Origin of the sequence: Sorangium aterium, from assembly GCF_028368935.1 — a bacterium.
In the GTDB taxonomy this organism is placed as follows: domain Bacteria; phylum Myxococcota_A; class Polyangia; order Polyangiales; family Polyangiaceae; genus Sorangium; species Sorangium atrum.
The window spans coordinates 1,991,085-2,010,380 of record NZ_JAQNDK010000001.1; the positions used below are offsets into that span (position 1 = coordinate 1,991,085).

Consider the following 19,296-nt stretch of genomic DNA (forward strand, 5'->3'; position numbering starts at 1 on the left):
GCGGCGCGGTCCCATCATGGCTCGGGCCCCGGCCAGACTGCGCCGACAGGGAGCGCCTGCACGTCGGGGAAGAGCATGTAGACGCGCTTGCCGTCCCCCATCTGCCAGTGGGGCGGCGAGGGCGTGGCCGCCGCGACGCTCGCGCGCACCGCGCGCCCGAGCGCGGCCGGGCCGTCGAGCGCCTGGCTGAGCGCGGCGAGCGCCTGCGTGAGCTCGGGGAGCGACGCCTCGCCCGAGGTGCCCCGCGCGACGAGGGCGTCGACCTCGCGGCTGCGCACCCCGAAGTCCGACGGCAGCGGGTGCGCGGGCTGCGCGTTGACCGCGGCGTGGAGGAGCTGGCGCTTCGCCACGCCGCCCGCCTCGCCGAAGCCCGCGACGAGCTCGAAGAGCGCCGATGCGACGCCGAAGGCCGGCTCGAGGTCGCTCGGGTCATGGAGCGGGGAGACCCTGATTCCCAGGTCGTCGAGGAACTCGAACCCCGAATCGCTCAGCGCGGCCGAGCGCTCCGTCTCCGGCAGGGGCGGCGCGACGCGCACCTCGCCGCTCTCGAACACGATGACGCGCGCGTACGTGAAGCTCGCGTGCGGCACGGCGAGCCGCACGCGCGCGAGCTGCGCCGCGACCTCCGCCGCCGCGCCGATCTCGAAGCGCGAGCCCGGAAGGTGGCGCGCGATGCCCGCCAGCGTCATCCCCGCCGCGTCGGGCCAGGGGCACACGGCGACGTGCCGCGGGAGGGCCTCCGCCTCGCCCGGCGCGCACACGCGCTCCAGCCCGAACGAGGTGGGGGCGAGGAGCGGCGGCCGCTGGCCCTCTATCCGCCGCAGATCGCCGAACAGCCAGGCGCGGTTCTCCCCGTGGTGCTCGGGCGCGAGCATCCGCGCGCCGACGAGCAGCGCGACGGTGCCCCCGGCGCGCGCGAGCCATGCCTCGGGCACGGAGAGGTGCTCGTACAGGAAGGCCTCGACGATGAGCTGCCACTCGCGGGGCGGCTCGGGAGGCAGCGGAGCGGCGGTTCGGTACATGGCGGGTGCGGGGCTTCGAAGAACGGCGCGCTCGACCCCGGATCCACACGCGAGGCGGGCGAGCTCGTGAGGTAGCGTATCCAAGCCTGGACCGCCGCGGAACACGGCAGCGCGCCGCTGCCGCCGATCGGCGGGCGCGCTGCCCGATCCGCCCCGACCGCGCGGCGCTCAGGTCGCCAGGGTCGATCGGAGCGCGGCCGCCTGGCGGGCGGACATGCAGTGCTTGATGCCGTCCTTCAAGCTGCGCAATGGCCGGATATCGCCGAGCTCGACGCCGAGCGCGACGAACGCGCGCGCGATATGGGGGCTGATGCCCGTCACGATACAGTCGCACCCGAGCAGCCGCACGGCCTTGGCCACCCGGGCGAGGCGCGCCGCGACCTCGTCGTCGATGGCCGGCAGCCCCGTCACATCGAGGATGATCCAGCGGGCCTGCGCGTCGACGATCCGGCGGAGCAGGCCATCCATCATGTCGGCCGCCCGCTCGGAGTCCACGGGCCCGACGATCGAGAGCGCGAGGATCTCGTCCCACACGTCCACGATGGGCAACGACAGCTCCCGGATGGTGACGCGCTGGCGCTCGATCGTCTGGAGCTGCTGCTCGAGGGCGCGCTTGGTGGCCTGCAGCTCGCAGAGCGCCTCCTCGCGCTGGGCGAGCGACTCGGTCTTCGCCTGGGACGCGGCCGCCGACGCGCCGAGCGCCCCCTCGAGCTCGCGCTGAGCGACGATCCGCACCTCGATCTCCTGCTCCAGACACTCCTTCGCGCTGGTCAGCAGCCTCGATCGCTCCCGGAGATCCCGCTGGATGCGGCCGAGGAGGACGTGAAACATCGCGAGCAGCCCGCCGCTCACGCCGGCGAACGCGGCGCAGCCGGCCACGAGCTGCGCGCGCGCGGCGGCGGCGACGCCCGTCACGTCGCGCATCACGAGCAGCTTCGCTGTCTCGAGCGACCGGACGTCGTCGATCGGGAGCAGCGTGCACTCCAGGACGCGCCCGTCCGCCTGGACGGACACGGTCGGCTCGTCGAGGTCGAGGCCCTGCCGCGCCAGCCTCGCCGAGAGCTCGTCGGGCAGCGCCTGCGCCGTGCTGAAGACGGCGACGATGGAGGGGAGCGTGTCCCACGGAGGCAGACGCTGCTCCGCGGCGGTCGGCTCCCAGAGCGCTCGATCCACGTACTTCTTGTCGACGAGGATGGCGACATCCATCGCGTGGGCCTCGCGCAGCGAGGAGGCGACGAGCTGGAACTCCTTGCCGAGCTCGATGTAGCCGAGGAGGCGATCCCCGGAGCGCCACGGCATGACGTACCGGAGGGTATACGTGCCGAGGGGCCCCTGCTCGTTGCCGACGCTCGGCTGTCCCGTCCGCTCCGCTTCCATGAGCGTGACGCGAGAGATCGTGTCGCCGAAACGGTAAGGCTGGTGAACCCGCAGGAAGTTCACGCGGTCGGGAGCATGAAAGTAGAGGTGCGTGATCCCCGCGCGCGCCTGGAGCTCCTGGAGGAGCGGTGCCCCCCGCGCGAGGAGCGCCTCGCGGTCCTGGCGGCGCATCGCGTCCTCGAGGAGGGGATCGCGCGTGATGGCGCTCATGAGGGAGCCCAGGGTCGCGATGTTGTCCTCGGTCGCCCGCCGCAGGAGCTCCGTCGTGGTCTCGGTCGCCTGCTGGAGGCTCGCTTCGCGCTGCGAGGTGAACGCTCTGTAGGTCGTCACCAGATAGAGCGAGAGCAGCAGCGCCAGGGCGAGCACCAGCGGGGCGAGCACCCTGAAACGTACGTTCTGGTCCGCGCTCGCGCGGGCCGTCCTGCGATCCTCCATGAGCCTCCTCCCGTGCCACGGGCTCCGCCGAAACCGGCAATCGCACCGATACGCAGCCGCCCGGGCCCCCCCGACCGATGGTTCACATGCGCCCGTCGCGTGGAACAGCTCTTCACCTCCGGACGCGACGACGATCCAGTTGGCAGGACGAGGCTACGAGTTCCTCGGACGCCAGTCCATCCAGTTCGCGTGGGGCAGCTCTCGCCACATCGTCGCAGACCACGGGAATACGCGAAGTTGCGCCCAGCAAGCAGCAGAGACGGCAGCGACGTGGCGCGATCGACCCGGACAGAGGTCACGCCGGTGAACGCGCGCGACGACAGCTACGATTGGCCATCCACCGAGCCGGGTCGACCCCGCGTCGCGGCTGAAGCCACAAAAGAGAGCCGCCCGCAGAGCCAGGCTCTGCGGGCGGCCGTCCTGGGTCGCGACTCGGATTACTGGAGGCCGCTCAGCATCTGGACCTTCTCGGTGTCCAGACCCGTCCACGTACCCCAACCGTCCTTGTTGGCGTCGGTGTACTTGTGGCCATAGAGACCGCCCGTGTCACCCGACTCGGGGTTGATGGACCAGTAGAGGAAGTCCGTCATCTTCCGCTTCTTGAGGTAGTTCACGAAGATGTTCTGCCACTCCCAGTCGTGGCGCGCGTTGGCCGGGAGGTGCGCCCAGCGCTGCGCCGCGGCCGGCTCCAGCTCGTTCTTCGGCCAGTCCTTCACGCCGCCGAACTCGCCGATGAGCACGCAGAAGTTCTGCGCGCGGAGGTACCCGAAGTGCTCGTCCCAGCCCTTTTCCATGGTCGCGACGGCCTCGGCGTTGTTCCGGTTCACGACCAGCTGGCACTTGGCCTCGGCGGCCGCGTCGTCCTCGAGCCCGACGCACTCGGGCTTCGACTGATCGACGTGGTGCTTCTGAACGAACACGGCCGGCCCGTAGGTGTGGGGCGAGAAGCAGAGGCGATCCCTGGGAATCTGGATCGGGTAGGCCGCCTGCCCGTAGAAGTTCTCACCCCAGTTCGGGTTGATGCCCTCGGTGCCGAAGGGCTCCGGATCCAGCTCCAGGCCAGAGGCGCCCGGCTTCTGGTGGCTGCTCGACACGCCCTCGACCACGGCGATGATGTCGTCGTTCTCGGACTTGATGACGTCGTAGCACTCCTTCGCCAGATCGGCCCACTCGGACCAGGAGTACTTCCACGGCTCGTTGAAGCAATCGATGCCGAGGACGTTCTTGATGTTGAGCTTCTTGGGAAGCTGCGCCATCGTGCGGATGTCCGCGAGCCACTTGTCCTTGTTGTAGGCGTCCTCGCCGTCGACGCAGGTGTAGTCGTCCTTCTTGTACTCGTAGTTCTCGCGGTCGCTGTCCACCCACGGCGGGCCGTCGTTCAGCTTGCCCTTGCGCCACCCGATGTGGTTCGAGCAGGAGTGCATGCCGAGGACGACATAGACGCCGTTCTTGTCGGCCAGCTTGAGGAAGTCCGTGAACGCCTCGTACGCGTTGGCGTACGGGTACTTGTCAGGATCGTTGTTCCGGATCCGGGGATCCTCGATGCTGTAGTCGCCGTCCGGGTGCCCCTGGACCAGCGTCTGCGGCGCGATCGGGAGCCGGACCGTGTTGAACTTGAGACCGGAAGACTTGATCTCCTTCAGCGTGTCTTCGATGGTGCGCTTGGCCGAGTTGTCGGCCCAGAACATGGAGCCGATGAAGAGCTCCATCGCGCCGGGGCGCGCCGTGTCGTCCTGCCCCTCGAGCCCGAACCAGTTGCCACCGCGAATCTGGGTGTCCGTGCCGTCGACCGTGATGCGGCCGTTGGAAAGGTTGACGCGGAACTTCCCCTTGGGTGAGCCGTCGGTGTCCGGCGTGGGCTTCCCATCCGGGTTGGAGGACCCGCCGCCGACGCCGCTGCCGGTCGGCTCGCCCGCGCCGACGCCGCTGCTCGTCGGGGTGCCCGCGCCGACGCCGCTGCTCGTCGGGGTGCCCGCGCCGACGCCGCTGCTCGTCGGGGTGCCCGCGCCGACGCCGCTGCCCGTCGGGGTGCCCGCGCCGGTGCCGCTGCCCGCTCCGCCGGTCCCCGTCAGCCCACCCCCGGTCGCCGCGGTCGAGCCGTCACCGCCGCAGGCGATGCCCACCAGACCGAGGGCGGCGAAGGAACACAAGAAGATATGGCTTCTTCGGATTCTCATAGGTTCGTTCTTTCGTTAAGCACAAATTCAGAGCACGGCGCACTGCTTCGAGCGACAACCCCCAAAGGCTCGTCCGTAAGGTAATCCCAGCCAGATCAACGGTTGGTCGCGCTCGACAGTCGACCCTGCGCAGAATTCGCAATCAAGCAACACCGACGGGTTGCCAACCGGGCTCGCATGTTACCCGCCACCAAACAGAGGGTCAAGACGAGACGCACCCCCCGACGCCGGAACCAATATCGATATGGCGGTGCTTTTCCCACGACGGTGGATCGCAGGAGGCGCTCTCCTCCAACGGGATCCTGCAGGAACGCTGCACGAGGGGACGACCGCCAAGAGACACTTGACTTTCAAATTGCGCTTGAATGACCGAGCCGCTCCGCAGCCCCGCGCTCCCATCGCACGCGCGGCGTCATTTGCCAGGCGCACAGCGTCATTGGATAGGTGCGCAGCGTCATCCCACATACGCGCAGCGTCAAACGCCGTCAAAGGGGCCTTGGTCGGATCTCGTCAATGGGAGAGGCATGTTGGAAGGCTGCGATTCGCCACAGTGCCAGTCACAGGGGCACGCGATGCGTCGACGCGTCGACGCGCTGCTCCGGCCTTCATCGATCCTCACGGCGGCGGATGTGCCGGCAGCCGAGCTGCCAGCGCTACTCCCCTCCTCTCCCACGGCCCTCGCCCTCTCCTACCGGTCTACGCCAGCGCTCCGGCAGGCGGGCGAGGAGCAGCGCGAGCCCCGGTAGAAGCACCATCCCTGCGAGCAGCAGCAGGGAGGAGGTGAGCCGCGCGGCCGAGGCGCCCACCGCGGCATAGGTCGCCGAGATGCCCAGGTTGGCCAGGGCCGTCACCGCGACGAACGCGCGCCAGGGCATGCGGCCCGCGCCTGCGAAGACGAGAGATGCCTCCGCGAGCACGGGCACGCCGCGGAAAAGGAGCAGGAACCAGCGGCCGTGACGCTCGGCGGCCCGCGTCAGGCGCGCGAGCTCCGCCTCGCCCACCATCTGCTGCAAGGCCGGCGCGCCCGCGCGCGCGCCGAGCAGATAACCCAGCCCCGAGCCCACCATCATGCCTGCCCACGAGACAGCCGTCCCGCGCCAGAAGCCGAGCAGCCCGCCCGCCGCCGTGCTCACCAGGCTCGATGGCACCGGCAGGACGATATCGCCGGCGAGCAATCCGCCGAGGACGAGCGCCGTCGCAATGGGCGAAGGCGGCGCCGCGAGCAGCCTTCGGGCCGCAGCCTCGAGGCTGTCGGCGAAGAGGAAGAACGGCACGAGGATGCTCAGAAGGAGCAGGCCAGAGAAGCCGGCCCACCCGGCCCAGGAGCGCCGGGGGCGCGCTGTCGCGCCGGGGAGGCGGGCGCTCCCCGGAGGAGGGGTCGAGTCAGACGATCGCAACATGCAGCGCTCCAGGTCCGGTGACGGGCCGGCCGGCGCGCGACGAGGAGAGGAGGAGCGAGCCGGCCGGCGCGCGAGTATACGTCCCTCACGCGGTCCGCCCTCGGGGGAAAGAGACGCTGGTTGAGGATTTATCCACGCACAGGGGGAGCCCCTTTATTCAACAGCCCTGGAGGTGACGGCCCGCGCAGGAAGGGCTCGAATTCAGGGCATCCGCGTGGGAGACTGTCGCCAATTCACGCATCCCGAGAGGTCCCGGGCAACCGGAAGGAGCAGGTCATGCGTCCTCGATCTTCGTGGTTTGGTTCGACCATTTTCATCATGAGCTGCGCCGCCCTGACGGCGAGCTGCTCTGCGAGCCGCGAGCGTCCGGCAGGGGGCGGTGGCACCGGCGGCGGCGGGGACAACCCCACCACCACGACCGGCGGCGATCTCGGCGACGGCGACACCACGGGGAGCGGATCGGACATCGGCGAGGGCGACAGCGCGTTCCGTTGCGGCGACGGGGGCCTGACCAAGGACGAGGCGTGCGACGACGGGAACGCGGTGGGCGATGACGGCTGTGCCGCGGATTGCCGCTCGGTAGAGCTCGGCTGGTCGTGCCCGCTGCCCGGAGTCGCCTGCACGCGCATCGCCCGCTGCGGTGACGGCGTTGTGGTGTTCCCGGAGCTCTGCGACGACGGCAACACCGAGGCGGCCGACGGCTGCTCGCCGACCTGCAAGGTGGAGGTCGGCTTCAAGTGCAGCGGCAACCCGAGCGCCTGCACGCCGACGACCTGCGGCGACAGCACCCAGGAGGGCGCGGAGAGCTGTGAAGACGGCAACACGATGCCCTTCGACGGCTGCTCCTCGAGCTGCCAGGCCGAGCCCGATTGCTCCGCGGGCTCGTGCGTGTCCCGCTGCGGCGACGGCCTCGTGCTGGGCGAGGAGTGCGACGACGGCAACAACATCGACGGCGACGGCTGCTCCGCGACGTGCAAGCAGGAGCCGGGCTACACCTGCGCCGTTCCCCAGCCCTCGGGCTCGATGGCCGTGCCGGTCGTCTTCCGCGACTTCAAGGCGGCCCACGCCGACTTCGAGCCGAAGGGTCCCGCCAACAGCAAGCCGATCTTCAACATGGTCGGGCAGCGGCTCGACGCTCAGAAGAAGCCGACGTACATGGCCGCCGCCAATAGCCTGGTCACGAGCGCGGACAGCTTCGCCCAGTGGTACCACGACGTGCCCGGCACCAACAGCACCACGGCCACCACCCTCACGCTCTGGGACACCGGCGACGGCCGCTTCGTGAACCGCTGGGGCGAGGACGGCCAGCAGTGGACCCTGCTGTCCACGGAGAGCGAGCACTATTGCGGCAACGTGGGCAACGAGATCAACGACGAGGAGTGCACCTCGTCGGCCCAGGCCACCCCGCAGTGCGGCGACATCCACAGCGAGGAGTTCCACAGCTGCGAGGTGCGCGGCGGGGTCTACTGGGCGAGGTATATCGAGGAGACCTACGACGGGAACCCGCTGTTCTTCCCGGTCGACGACGATCCGTTCACCCCGGCGGCCGAGCGCGTCGCGGCCGACATCTTCCCGAGCTACGGCGGGGGCAACTGGATGAAGGAGGAGGGCAACCCGAAGCACAACTTCCATTTCACGAGCGAGATCCGCTACTGGTTCCAGTACAACGCGGGCGAGCAGTACGAGCTCGACTTCACCGGCGACGACGATGTGTGGGTGTTCATCAACGATCGCCTCGCGGTCGACGTCGGCGGCATCCACAGCGCCGTCAACGGGCGCCTCGTCATCAACGCCAACGGGGGAGGCAGGGTGACCTACGCGACGGAGGAAGACGACGTCATCCCGCAGCGGAACGTCGATCTCGGCCTGATGGACGGCGGCGTCTACCAGATCGCCGTGTTCCACGCCGAGCGCCAGACCGCGGCGTCGACGTTCAAGCTCACGCTGCAGGGCTTCGCGACGGCGCGGAGCGAGTGCAAGCCCGTCTGCGGCGACGGCGTCGTCAGCCTGGGCGAGGAGTGCGACGACGGGGTGAACGACGGCGGCTACGGCGAGTGCGCGCAGGACTGCAAGCTCGGCGAGTACTGCGGCGATGGCGTCGTCCAGGCCGTGGAGGAGTGCGACGACGGCAACAACCGCGACGGGGACGCCTGCGGCAGCGGCTGCCGCAACCTCATTCCGCGCTGACCCGGCGGCTCAGGCCATCCACACCGTGAGATCGCTCGCCGCGCGCTCCGGGGCTCCCGGGTGTGTCGGCACCAGCACCCGCACAGGGGGCGGCGCGCGCGCGGCGACCCCCGTGCCGGGTGAGAGCGTGAGGCACAGGTCTCCGCCCGTCGGCGTCGCCCGGAGCGCGAGGTGCACGACGCCGCGGCGCGCAGCCCGGACGGCGCTCAGCAGCACGCGAAAGAGCGCGCGCGCCAGGGTGTTGTGGTCCGCCTGGACGACCACGGGCTCGAGCTCCTGGATGCTGGTCGTGACGTCGCAGACAGCCGACTCGACCTCCAGCAGCTCCGCGAGATCGCGGATCAGCGCGTCGAGCGCCACCGGGCGCGGCGACGTCGCCCCGTCCAGCGCGAGCGCTCGCCACAGCGCAGCGGAGCGCCGGAAGCGGCGCAGCACGTTGGCGGCGAGGTGGAGCAGATCGCGCGTCTGGGCGAGGACGCTCCCGGCGAGCTGATCCGCGGCGAGATCGATCCTGAGCCGCGCGGCCGCCCGCGCCTGGAGGATGTCCTGGAGGAACCGCGTCAGGTCCTCCATGGGCACGTCCCGCGCAGTGAGCACACGATCCATGTCCCGCTCGAGGCGCATGGCGAGGAGCTCCATCTCGATGGCGCGCGCGGCGCAGAGCAGAATTTCGCGCAGACGCCAGCCAATCTCGGGTCTCCTGACAGAGAGGCTGAGCACGCCGATGGCTGTCCCATCGCCGTCCCGGAGCGGGAGCCCCTGGCACGTGAAGGCTTGGAATCCCTGAATGAAATGCTCCGGCCCCACGAGCTCCGTATAGCCATCTTCGGCGAGCGCCGTACCGACGCCGTTCGCGCCACAGACGCTCTCCTCGAGCAACGCGCCGGGACCGGGCACCCGTTCGGGACCGTGAATGGTCTGCTCGTCACCGCGGACATCCAGGAGAATCGCCCGCTCGTCCCCCACCATGACCGCATGGCGCTCGTTGCCCGAGGCCTGGCTGAGCGCGCGAAGGTACGGTTCGGAAGCGAGAATGAGCTCCTGGTGCCGCTCGCGCAGGCGCTCGGTGTCGAGCGCGCTCAGGAACTCGGCCTTGGGACGGCGCGGATCGGCCCCTGCCCCATGAGAGCGCACCCAGGCGCGGTGCACGTGAGGACGCAGCTGCTCCGCCTCCAGGGCGCCGATCGAGCGGTAGAGGCGTCCTGCCTCGAGCGCTGATTCCAGCCACGCTGCCATGAGCCAACCCCTCGTTCGAGCGCGCGGTCGCGTCCGCTCTCGTCCGCGATTCTGCTCCAGGGTCTTGCACAGTTCGTACCCTCGACACGCCTCCGCGAGAGGCGAGCCGCGAGAAAGTGAGCTACTTCAACTCTCCATTCTCCCAAGGAAGAGCGCGGACCTTATGCAGGCACCTACCGTCCTGATCGTCGATCATGACGAGGCCCAACGAGAGGAGATCCGCCGCACGCTCGAGGCCGCTGGGCTCCGGGTCGAGCTCGCAGCGACGATCGCGGAGAGCCTGCGAAGAGCCCATCGACCGCCGGACCTGGTGCTCATCAGCGTCGATCTGCCGGACAGCGAGCGGTGCGAGCTCTGCCAGCGCCTCCAGGCGACGCTAGGCGCGGCGGCCATCCCGGTGCTGCACGCCAGCCGGGCCCGCGCGGCCGTCGGTCAGCCGTCGACCTTGAATTCGACGTGCGGCTCCACGTGCGGTTCCACGTATGATTGCTGTCGTGCCGGCTCGCGCGCATGGCCGATCGAGAGCCGGCTCCTGATGACGGCCGTCCGCGCTCTGCTCGACGCGCGCGCAGCGAACGTCGCGCGCGCCGAGAGCGACGAGCGGTTCCGCGCGGCCTTCGACCAGGCGGCGGTGGGGATGGCCCACGTCTCCCTGGATGACCGCTTGCTCCGCGTGAACCCGAAGCTCTGTGAGCTGCTCGGATACACCGTCGAGGAGATGATGGCGCTCCGCGCCCAGCATCTCCTGCATCCGGACCACGCGGAGAGGGCGCTCCGGCACGTCCATGCGCTGTGCGACGGGAAGATCCCCTCTTCCACCACCGAAGAGCGCTGCGTGCGGCGGGACGGGTCGACGCTCTGGGTCGCGGTCACGCGCTCGCTCGCTCGCGATCGCGCGGGGGCGCCGCTGTACGTCGTCGAGGTCGTGAGAGAGATCGAGCGCCGCAAGCGGGCCGAGGAGGCGCGGGAGCGGGCGCTCGCCAGCGAGCGCGTCGCGCGCATCCGGGTCGAGCTGGCGGAGGCGCGCGTCGCGCGCCTCCAGACGTTCACGTCCGAGCTCTCGCGCGCGGCGACGCCCGCGCAGGTGGCCGAGGTGGTCCTCTCGCTCGGGCTCGCCGCGCTCTACGCCGACGCGGGGTACGTCGCGCTCCTCGCGGAGGACGGCGTGATCGAGGTCCTCCGCGCGCCCGGCTACCCCGAGGACGTGGTCGAGCGCCTGCGCCGCATTCCCATGTCCGCGCGCCTGGCCGCCGTCGACTGCATCCGCACGGGTCAGCTGCTGATCTTCGAGTCGCTCGAGGCGTATAAGGCTGCCTATCCCGACGCGCCGGTAGGCGACTGGGCCAAGACCATGATCTGCGTCCCCATGACGCTGGGTGACGTGACCATCGGGGTGCTTGGGGTCACGTACCGCGACGCCTGTCGGATCAGCGAGGAGGATCGGCGCTTCATGACGATGCTCGCCCTGCAGTGCGCGCAGGCCCTGGACCGCGCGCGCCTCTACGAGGCCGAGCAGCGGGCGCGGCGGCTCCGCGAAGAGGCGCTGGCCATCGCGGCGCACGATCTCCGGAACCCGCTGTCGTCGATCATCCTGGCCGCGTCCCTGCTCGAGCGATCGGCCCCGGCGGACGCGGCGGGGCAGCCGATCCGCAATCGGGCGCGGCAGATCAAGCGCGCCGCGGAGCGCACCGTCGAGATGCTCGGCGAGCTCCTCGACGCCGCGATCATCGAGGCGAAGGGCCTGAAGCTGGACATCCAGCCGTGCGAGGCGGGCTCGCTCGTGCGCGAGGTCACCGAGATGCTCGCGCCGCTCGCCGAAGAGAAGCGGATCCGGCTCCACACCCTCCTTCCGGGGAGCGGCCTTGAGCTCCGCTGCGACCGTGGCCGCATGCTCCAGGTGCTGTCGAACCTCGTGGGCAACGCCCTGAAGTTCACCGCCGAAGGACGAGAGATCACGATCGTCGCGGAGCGCCAGGGGCCCGATGTCCGCCTGTCCGTCAGCGACACGGGCACGGGGATCCGGCCCGAAGACATCCCGCGCCTGTTCGATCGCTACTGGCAAGGGCGGGCGGCGCGCTGCGCTGGCGCGGGGCTCGGGCTGTACATCGCCAAGGGCATCGTCGAGGCGCACGGGGGGCAGATCTCGGTCGACAGCGAGCTCGGCGCGGGGACGACGTTCTCCTGCACGATCCCGGTCGCGCACGGAGCCCGAGGAGGCTAGCGCGCTCCTCACCGTATATTCGATGGTAAGCACGACTCCAGAAAACTGGAGCCAGCTCCACTATACGAGCGGATGCTCCTGCGCGGCGCATCGTCCGCCAGCGCTTCGACCGCTACCGCGCCTGCTACGAGCTCGGGCTCCGTCACGACCAGCGCTTGAAAGGCCGCGTCACCGTGCGCGTCACCATCGATCCGCGAGGCGCGGTGGTGAAGGCGCGCGACGACGCCGTCCATGCGGTGAGCGTGCGGACGGCGTGCACGGCGGGCACCCATCATGCCTTCGGCCCGGTCGCGTAATCGACCGATGGACACGAGATGTCCGCCCCAGGTACGCATGCGGACGGCCCACGAGAGGTTCTCCAAATTCTGAAATTCCAATCGCCGACTGAGCTCGTCAAGATGCACTGAGGCCGGATCGCGCGGAGCAGGGCGCGGCCGCACCGCGGTGCTTGGGCCGCTGCCGCTGGACGGCTTTCACCATCGCTCCGCCTAAAAGCTCCCTGCGAGCGCGCTTGCCGGCCCCTCGCGGGCCGAGCTCATTCCTCGTGAGCCGTCCGGTCCGTATCGGACAGATCCCCTCCTCTCCTTGTGATGCGTCCCTCGTCAGGCAAGCACCGGCGCAACGTCTACGAGGCCCGAGGGCGCCCCCGCACCGCGGCGCCCCTGGCACGGCGCACAATGAAGGACACAAGCGCACCTGGAACTGGCCACGCTGGACGGGGCCTTTGTGCGCTCAGCGTCGCTCGATGAACCATGTTGGACATGTCTGACAATGCTCCTGACAAACGGGCGCGATCTCGGCTGGACGACCCGTGGCGCGCTTTGGGACATTCCAAGATTGTGCAGTTCGGATGCAACAGCGGTGATCGCCCGTGCTGTGGCGCGCCGTCCACGCGTTCCTCGCCTGTTTAACGTATTCTTTCTTTCTCCAGGACTTGCTCGTTGGGAAATGAGGGGTATCGTCAGCCCCGTCCGATTCGAGGAGTTCCTGTTCAATCCGACAGGAGTTCCGGTTTCATCGGGGCGTACTTCGGAGGGGTCCGCTGTGGCGTGCCCTCTCCGCGGACGCCACGCGCCATGAAGTCGATGGCGGAGAGCGAGGCCCACGGTGACCTTCGCGCGAGCTCCTCGCCAGACATCACCGGCGCAGCGGTCTTCGGGCAGCGCAGGGCTCCAGGAGAGCAGGCGTATCCGTCGCTCTCCGTGGGGGTTATCACCGCGCGTTCATCTCAAGGCGTACGTTCCACAGGGCACGAAACACAAGGAGTTGTTCTTATGAAGAAGCTCGTTATCCTCGCCGCGCTCGCCACCATGTCGATCTCGGGGAGCGCCATGGCAGTTGCCCGGGGTGGTCCCGCGCGCGCCATCCTGATCGAAGGGGCGTCGGCCGGCACGGCGACCTTCAACGCCGTCATCAATGCCAACGGCCTGGGTGACAACCTCCTGGCCCCGAACGGGACATGCCTCATCAGCATGACCTGGACCAACCCCAACAACGCGGCACAGTCCCGCTCCTGCACGGTCCGCGAGGTAAAGACGACCACCAACCCCAACTGCCCGAACACGGACATCAATACCACCATGTATGCCGGCTCTGGCTTCAATACCAACTGCAGTGGATTCAATCAGTTCGGCATGGCATTCGGGCCCCAAGGTGCAGGCTTTACCACCATCAGCGCCTCCATCGTCCTGGGCGAGACGGCACTCGGCACGCCGAGCTTCGGCGGGACGTTCCGGGATCCGTTCTCCTTCGGCTTCATCCAAGGCATCACGATCAACTAAGACCGAGCGCCGCCCGACGCGCCGCCATGCGGACGTCGGGTGCGCAGATCTCCCGGACCGCGCCTCGCGGCCGGGAGATCTGCTCGCTTGAGCCCAGCGATCATCGCCCGTGTCAGCCGCTGCCTTGCCCGAGGGCGAGCGGGAGTCGCCCCCTAGGGCCCTGCTCCTCGTCGTCGTGATATCGCAGCGAGCGCCGCAACCCCCTCACCCTGATCGGATGGAGACGTTCTCATGCAACCGCCTGTCCTGCATCACGATACTCCCCGCCGATGGCCGCTCTGGTGCGCGCTGGCGGCGCTCGCTCTCGCCGCCTTCCTGCTCCTCCGCCCGAAGCACGACGCGCCGCGCGCCGCGCTGCCCGAGCCCGCCACCCCCTCATCAACGCATCAGCAAAAATCGGGCTACGGCAACCGTGCGCGATGGGATCGCCCTGCCGCGCCCTCGGACCAAGCAGCCACGGAGGTGCCGCCGATCTTCGGGACCGTCTACGACCTGAGCGGCACCCCGGTCGCCGGCGTTACGATCGCCGCGACGACCTTCGACGTCGCCGGCAATTTCCCCACGACGGCGGCCTCGACCGAGAGCGACGAGCGCGGGCGCTTCGAGCTCCGCGCCCCGAACGGAACCTACAACCTCGTCAGCAACAAGGAGGGATACGGCCCCATGCTCGTGGTCGCGCACAGCGGTGACGATGTCGCCCTGCTGATCCCGAGGAGCGGGATCGTCGAGGGGCATGTTTACAACGAGCGCAAGGAGCCGATAACGCAGTTCACCGTGGACATCGTCGCCCTGTTCCCCGACAGCACGGCAGCACCCGCGCCCCTCTGGTCGAAGCGCTTCGACGCGGCGGACGGGGCCTTCCGCGTGGATCAGGTCCCCGGCTGGCCGGTGTTCCTCAGGGTCACGGCGGCCGATTACGCTCCCGTCTTCTCAGCGCCCGTCCATGTCGGGCCCGACAAGACCCAGAATGTCGAGCTGACGCTCTCGCGCGGGTGCACGCTGACGGGGACGGTTCATGACGAGAACGGCGCACCGCTCGCCGGCATCTTCCTCGATGCGGAGTCGCGCTTCACCACGGGCTCGTCGAGCCAGGGGTCGATGGATGCCGCGAGCCAGGCCCAGAGCGACCTCGACGGGCGCTTTCGGCTGGAGCACGTCCCTCCCGGCGAGATCCTGGTCCGCGCGTACGACGGCGGCTATGCCGCGACGACGGCCCAGGTCCAGGTCTCGCCCTCGCGATGCGACACGCTCGACCCGATCCAGCTCAAGATGTCCAGGGGAGGCAGCGTCGCCGGCGTCGTGCGGGGGAGCGACGGCAAGCCTGTCGCCGGCGCGCAGATCATGGCATCTCACCGGAGCATCGGCTTCGTCAACGCGGTGACCGACGCCGAGGGGCGCTATCGCTTCGAGAAGCTCCCGGCGGCCGTCATGCGCCTCGAGCTGGTGGCGAAGTCGCAGCATACCGTGGTGTACGCCAACGTGAGTGAGGGGCAGGTCGTCGAGCGGGACATCTCTCTTCCCGCGGACAGCTCGGGCGAGATCCGCGGGCGCATCACCAGCGGCGGGAAGCCGCTCCGGGGTGTCCAGGTCGTGGTCGCGTGCAACCAGGGCGAGCCCGGGCTCGACATGCGCCACGTCACGACGAGCAACGACGGGACCTATCGGGCGACAGGGCTGCCGGATGGCGCTTACATGGTCATGGTCTCCTCGGCGGTCGAGGGCACCTCGGCCGTCGTTCGTGACGGCGGCGTCGCGCAGGCGGATCTGGACGTGGCCGGGCAGCCCCAGCCAGAGGATGACCCGGTGGCTCCGGCGCACTTCACCGGCGACTGAGCGGCGCGAGGCGGGAACCTCCGGCTCGCCCGGGCTGTCGATCGCCCTGCCCCACCGCCGGCGGGCCCGCGCTCAGGCTCGGCCCGCCGCGCAACGACCGGAGATCCCCCGTGCCTAGAGCCCTCCTCCGCAGCCGCGCTGCGCTCGCCGCGATCGCCGCCCTCGTCCCTGCCCTCCTCAGCTGCGCCGACAGCCCCTCGCCGCCCGCCACGCCCGCCTCGCTCTCGCGCGGGCCGGGCCCAGCCGCGCCGCGCGCCCTGCCCGCCGCGCCGGCCTTCGCCGTCGCAGCGCGCCGCGCCGAGGCCGCGCCGTTCCGGCTCACCGCCGCGGACGGCACCGGGCTGCGCCTCGTCGCGCTCACCGGCCGCGCGGTGATCGAGGCGCCGCTCGCGCTCGCCGAGCTGCACCTCACCTTCGAGAACCCCGAGGATCGCGTGCTCGAGGGCACCTTCAGCGTGACGCTGCCGCCCGGCGCGAGCGTCGGGCGACTCGCCATGAAGATCGACGATCGGTGGCAGGAGGGCGAGGTCGTCGAGCTCCAGCGCGCGCGCGAGGCGTACGAGGATTTCCTCCACCGCAAGCAGGACCCTGCGCTGCTCGAGCAGGCGGCGGGCAACGAGGTGAGCGCGCGGGTCTTCCCCATCCCGGCGCGCGGCGTGAAGCACATCGTCCTGTCGTACTCCCAGGAGCTCCGCCCGGGCGCGCCCTTCACGGTCCCCTTGCGCGGCCTGCCCACGGTGAGCCGCCTCGACATCGAGGCCACCGTCGCCGGCGCCGCCGCGCCCGTCCACGCGCTGCGCCGGAACGACGCGGCGCCCGAGGCCGATTTCGTGGTGGATCCCGCGCGGCTCACGTCGATCGAGGGGCGCGGCGGCCTGCGCAGCGGAGAGCTCGTGCTCGCCCGCGTGAACGCTCCGGTGGACGCGCGGCCCGATCCGCTCGCGTCCGCGGTGATCCTCGTGGACACGAGCGCCTCGCGCGCGCTCGGGCTCGAGGAGCAGCTCGGCGCGCTCGCGGCCCTCGCGCGGGCGGTCGCGCAGGCAGGCGGCCCGGGCGCGCCGCTCACCGTCGCCTGCTACGACCAGGCCGTCACCCCCGTCTTCGACGGCGCGGCGTCGGCGTTCGGCGAGGTCGAGATCGCGCGCATCCGCGATCGGCAGGCGCTCGGCGCCTCGGATCTCGGGCGCGCGCTCCGCTGGGCCGGCGAACGCGCGCGCGCCCGCGGCCAGCGGCGCGTCGTGCTGCTCTCCGACGGCATCGCGACGGCGGGTGAGGTCGCGCCGGGCGCGCTGCGCGGCGCCGCGGCGGCGCTGCGGGGCGCGGGGGTCGAGCGGCTCGACGCGGTCGCGCTCGGCGGCCTCCGCGACGAGGCCGCGCTGCGGCAGCTCGTCGCGGCCGGCCTGCCCCGCGACGGCGCCGTGGTCGACGGCGCGCGCGGCGCCGCCGAGATCGAGCGGCGCCTCGGCTCGGCCACGCGCTCGGGGATCGCGGTGAACATCGAGGGCGCGCGCTGGGTCTGGCCCCGCACCCTGAACGGCGTGCAGCCCGGCGACGAGGCGCTCGTCTACGCCGAGGTGCCGGCCGCGCTGCCCGTCCGGCTCACGGTCGACGGCCGCACAACGACGCCCGACCTCCGCGGCGTGGAGCGCCCGCTGCTCGAGCGCTCGTGGGCCCGGGCGAAGATCGACGGCCTCCTCGCCCGAGAGGGCGCCGGGGGCGACCAGGACGCGATCCGCAAGCAGATCATCGATCTCTCGATCGCGCACCGGGTGCTCAGCCCGTACACCGCGCTGCTCGTGCTGGAGACCGAGCACGACTACGCGCGCTTCGACATCGCCCGGCGAGGGCTCTCCGACATCCTGACCGTGGAGGGCGGCCGCGTCGCCGTGCAGAGGCGCTCGCGGTCGCAGGCCGGGAAGCCGTCGGCCCCCGCGCCGGCCACCGGCCCGGTCGCCGGCGCTTCGCCTGGCGAGCGCGCCGAGGTTGCCACTGAGCAGAGCGCCGACGTTTCCCCTGGCGGGAGCGCTGCCCTGCGCCCTCCCCCCGCGCCGCCGGCGCCTCCTGCCGGCGCGGACGCCCGATATGCCTTCCTCAAGGAGGGGCCCGCGCCGGCGGGCGCCAGCGGGCTCGGGCTGTCGGGCGTCGGCGAGGGCGGCGGCGGTCGCGGCGAGGGCATCGGCCTCGGCGCGATCGGCTCCATCGGCCACGGCAGCGGGGCCGCGGCGCCCGCGCCGAGCGCCGCGTCGGCCACGAGCACCGGCCAGGGCTTCGGCAGCGGGCACGGCCGCCTCGCAGGCAGCCACCGGACCAGGGCGCCGCAGGTCCGCATGGGCGCAACCCAGGTGAGCGGCCGCCTCCCGCCGGAGGTGATCCAGCGCATCGTCCGCCAGAACTTCGGCCGCTTCCGCCTCTGCTACGAGCGCGGGCTCCAGCGCGACGAGGGCTTGCAAGGACGCGTCACCGTGCGCTTCACCATCGACCCGAGCGGCGCGCTCGCCAACGCGCGCGACGGCGGCTCCGATCTGCCCGACAGCGCCACGGTCTCCTGCGTGGTCCGCGCCTTCCGCGACCTCACCTTCCCCGCGCCCGAGGGCGGCAGCGTCGACGTGGTGTACCCGATCCTGTTCACGCCGCCCCCGGACGCCGCGCCCGCGCCCGACGCGCCCGACGGCGCCGCGCCCCCTCGATCGGAGCCGTATACCGGCCGCTTCAAGCAGATCAACGACACCCTCGCCCGGGGCGACGCGCCGGCCGCGGTGCGCGACGCCCGGGCCTGGCGCGCCGAGGTCCCCGGTGACGTGCTCGCGCTCGTGGCGCTCGGCGAGGCGCTCGAGGCGGCGGGCGACACGCCGGGCGCCGCCCGCGCGTATGGCTCGCTCATCGATCTGTTCCCGGCGCGCGCGGACCTCCGCCGCTTCGCCGGCGCGCGCCTCGAGCGGCTCGCGGGTGGCGCCGGCCTGGAGCTCGCGGTCGACACGTACGAGAAGGCGCGCGAGCAGCGCCCCGATCACCCCGCGAGCCACCGCTTGCTCGCGTTCGCCCGCCTCAAGCGGGGCGAGCACGCCGCCGCCTTCGACGCCCTCGAGGCGGGCATCGCGCGCCGCTACCCGCCGGGGCGCTTCTCGGGCGTGGAGGGCATCCTGCGCGAGGATCTCGGCCTGGTCGCCGCGGCGTGGCTCAAGGCGGAGCCCGCACGCCGGGCGGCCATCCTGGCCCGGCTCGCGAAGGCCGGCGCCGCGCTCGAAGACGCGCCCTCGCTCCGCTTCGTGCTGAACTGGGAGACCGACGCCAACGACGTCGACTTCCACATCCGGGACGACCGCGGCGGCCACGCCTATTACGGCGACCCGACGCTGCCAGGCGGCGGGCACCTCTACGCCGACGTGACCACCGGCTACGGCCCCGAGTGCTTCACCATCCGCGCGCCCCGGGAGCAGCGGGCCAGCCGGTACACCCTGCAGGCGCACTACTACGCGCGCGGGCCGATGGGCTATGGCATGGGCAAGCTGCAGATCGTCGACCACGACGGCAAGGGCGGCCTGACCTTCGACGAGCGCCCCTTCGTGGTCATGACGGACGGAGCGTTCGTGGAGCTCGGCGCCGTCACGCGCTGACGCGCCGAGGACT

General features: G+C 71.0%; 11 protein-coding genes. 6 read left to right on the plus strand and 5 right to left on the minus strand.

The window, feature by feature from the left end; genetic code table 11:
• Positions 1 to 14: 14 nt before the first annotated feature.
• From POL72_RS07200 to POL72_RS07215, 4 genes are all read right to left on the minus strand, one after another.
• A complete protein-coding gene (locus tag POL72_RS07200) occupies positions 15 to 1,022 on the minus strand; it encodes a hypothetical protein (RefSeq protein WP_272094283.1) in 1,008 nt (335 codons plus the stop codon).
• Positions 1,023 to 1,190: 168 nt separating this feature from the next.
• Positions 1,191 to 2,834 (minus strand): cache domain-containing protein, encoded by a 1,644-nt coding sequence (locus POL72_RS07205; RefSeq protein ID WP_272094284.1) that lies wholly within the window; start codon positions 2,832 to 2,834, stop codon positions 1,191 to 1,193.
• 437 nt (positions 2,835 to 3,271) lie between these two features.
• Positions 3,272 to 5,011 carry a glycoside hydrolase family 5 protein gene (locus POL72_RS07210; protein WP_272094285.1) on the minus strand — a complete coding sequence of 580 codons (1,740 nt, stop codon included), beginning with the start codon at positions 5,009 to 5,011 and terminating at the stop codon, positions 3,272 to 3,274.
• 653 nt (positions 5,012 to 5,664) lie between these two features.
• Positions 5,665 to 6,411, minus strand: coding sequence for a TVP38/TMEM64 family protein (locus tag POL72_RS07215; RefSeq protein WP_272094286.1), 747 nt, complete (start codon positions 6,409 to 6,411; stop codon positions 5,665 to 5,667).
• Positions 6,412 to 6,687: 276 nt separating this feature from the next.
• Here POL72_RS07215 and POL72_RS07220 point away from each other — a divergent pair, with 276 nt between their 5' ends.
• A complete protein-coding gene (locus POL72_RS07220) occupies positions 6,688 to 8,598 on the plus strand; it encodes a DUF4215 domain-containing protein (RefSeq protein ID WP_272094287.1) in 1,911 nt (636 codons plus the stop codon).
• 9 nt (positions 8,599 to 8,607) lie between these two features.
• On the opposite strand, the gene POL72_RS07225 is transcribed toward POL72_RS07220, so the two are convergent.
• On the minus strand, positions 8,608 to 9,834 hold the full coding sequence (locus tag POL72_RS07225; RefSeq protein WP_272094288.1) for a sigma-54-dependent transcriptional regulator family protein: 1,227 nt from the start codon (positions 9,832 to 9,834) through the stop codon (positions 8,608 to 8,610).
• A 163-nt stretch (positions 9,835 to 9,997) separates the two neighbouring features.
• Between POL72_RS07225 and POL72_RS07230 the strand changes: the two genes are divergently transcribed.
• The 5 genes from POL72_RS07230 (at position 9,998) to POL72_RS07250 (ending at position 19,283) form a co-directional block, all read left to right on the plus strand.
• Entirely contained in the window at positions 9,998 to 12,055 is a 2,058-nt protein-coding gene (locus POL72_RS07230) for a hybrid sensor histidine kinase/response regulator (RefSeq protein WP_272094289.1), read from the plus strand.
• A gap of 155 nt (positions 12,056 to 12,210) precedes the next feature.
• Positions 12,211 to 12,351, plus strand: coding sequence for a hypothetical protein (locus POL72_RS07235; protein WP_272094290.1), 141 nt, complete (start codon positions 12,211 to 12,213; stop codon positions 12,349 to 12,351).
• A 978-nt stretch (positions 12,352 to 13,329) separates the two neighbouring features.
• Positions 13,330 to 13,836: a hypothetical protein gene (locus POL72_RS07240; protein ID WP_272094291.1), complete on the plus strand. Its 507-nt coding sequence runs from the start codon at positions 13,330 to 13,332 to the stop codon at positions 13,834 to 13,836.
• A 231-nt stretch (positions 13,837 to 14,067) separates the two neighbouring features.
• Positions 14,068 to 15,669 carry a carboxypeptidase-like regulatory domain-containing protein gene (locus tag POL72_RS07245; protein ID WP_272094292.1) on the plus strand — a complete coding sequence of 534 codons (1,602 nt, stop codon included), beginning with the start codon at positions 14,068 to 14,070 and terminating at the stop codon, positions 15,667 to 15,669.
• 110 nt (positions 15,670 to 15,779) lie between these two features.
• Complete coding sequence (locus tag POL72_RS07250) at positions 15,780 to 19,283, plus strand: AgmX/PglI C-terminal domain-containing protein (protein WP_272094293.1); 3,504 nt, start codon at positions 15,780 to 15,782, stop codon at positions 19,281 to 19,283.
• The last annotated feature ends 13 nt before the right edge of the window (positions 19,284 to 19,296 follow it).

Bases quoted from the DNA above. Each gene is read 5' to 3' on its own strand.
- POL72_RS07245 (WP_272094292.1), top strand. From the start codon at position 14,068: ATGCAACCGCCTGTCCTGCATCACGATACTCCCCGCCGATGGCCGCTC.
- POL72_RS07240 (WP_272094291.1), top strand. From the start codon at position 13,330: ATGAAGAAGCTCGTTATCCTCGCCGCGCTCGCCACCATGTCGATCTCG.
- POL72_RS07225 (WP_272094288.1), bottom strand. From the start codon at position 9,834: ATGGCAGCGTGGCTGGAATCAGCGCTCGAGGCAGGACGCCTCTACCGC.
- POL72_RS07210 (WP_272094285.1), bottom strand. From the start codon at position 5,011: ATGAGAATCCGAAGAAGCCATATCTTCTTGTGTTCCTTCGCCGCCCTC.
- POL72_RS07205 (WP_272094284.1), bottom strand. From the start codon at position 2,834: ATGGAGGATCGCAGGACGGCCCGCGCGAGCGCGGACCAGAACGTACGT.
- POL72_RS07215 (WP_272094286.1), bottom strand. From the start codon at position 6,411: ATGTTGCGATCGTCTGACTCGACCCCTCCTCCGGGGAGCGCCCGCCTC.
- POL72_RS07230 (WP_272094289.1), top strand. From the start codon at position 9,998: ATGCAGGCACCTACCGTCCTGATCGTCGATCATGACGAGGCCCAACGA.
- POL72_RS07220 (WP_272094287.1), top strand. From the start codon at position 6,688: ATGCGTCCTCGATCTTCGTGGTTTGGTTCGACCATTTTCATCATGAGC.
- POL72_RS07200 (WP_272094283.1), bottom strand. From the start codon at position 1,022: ATGTACCGAACCGCCGCTCCGCTGCCTCCCGAGCCGCCCCGCGAGTGG.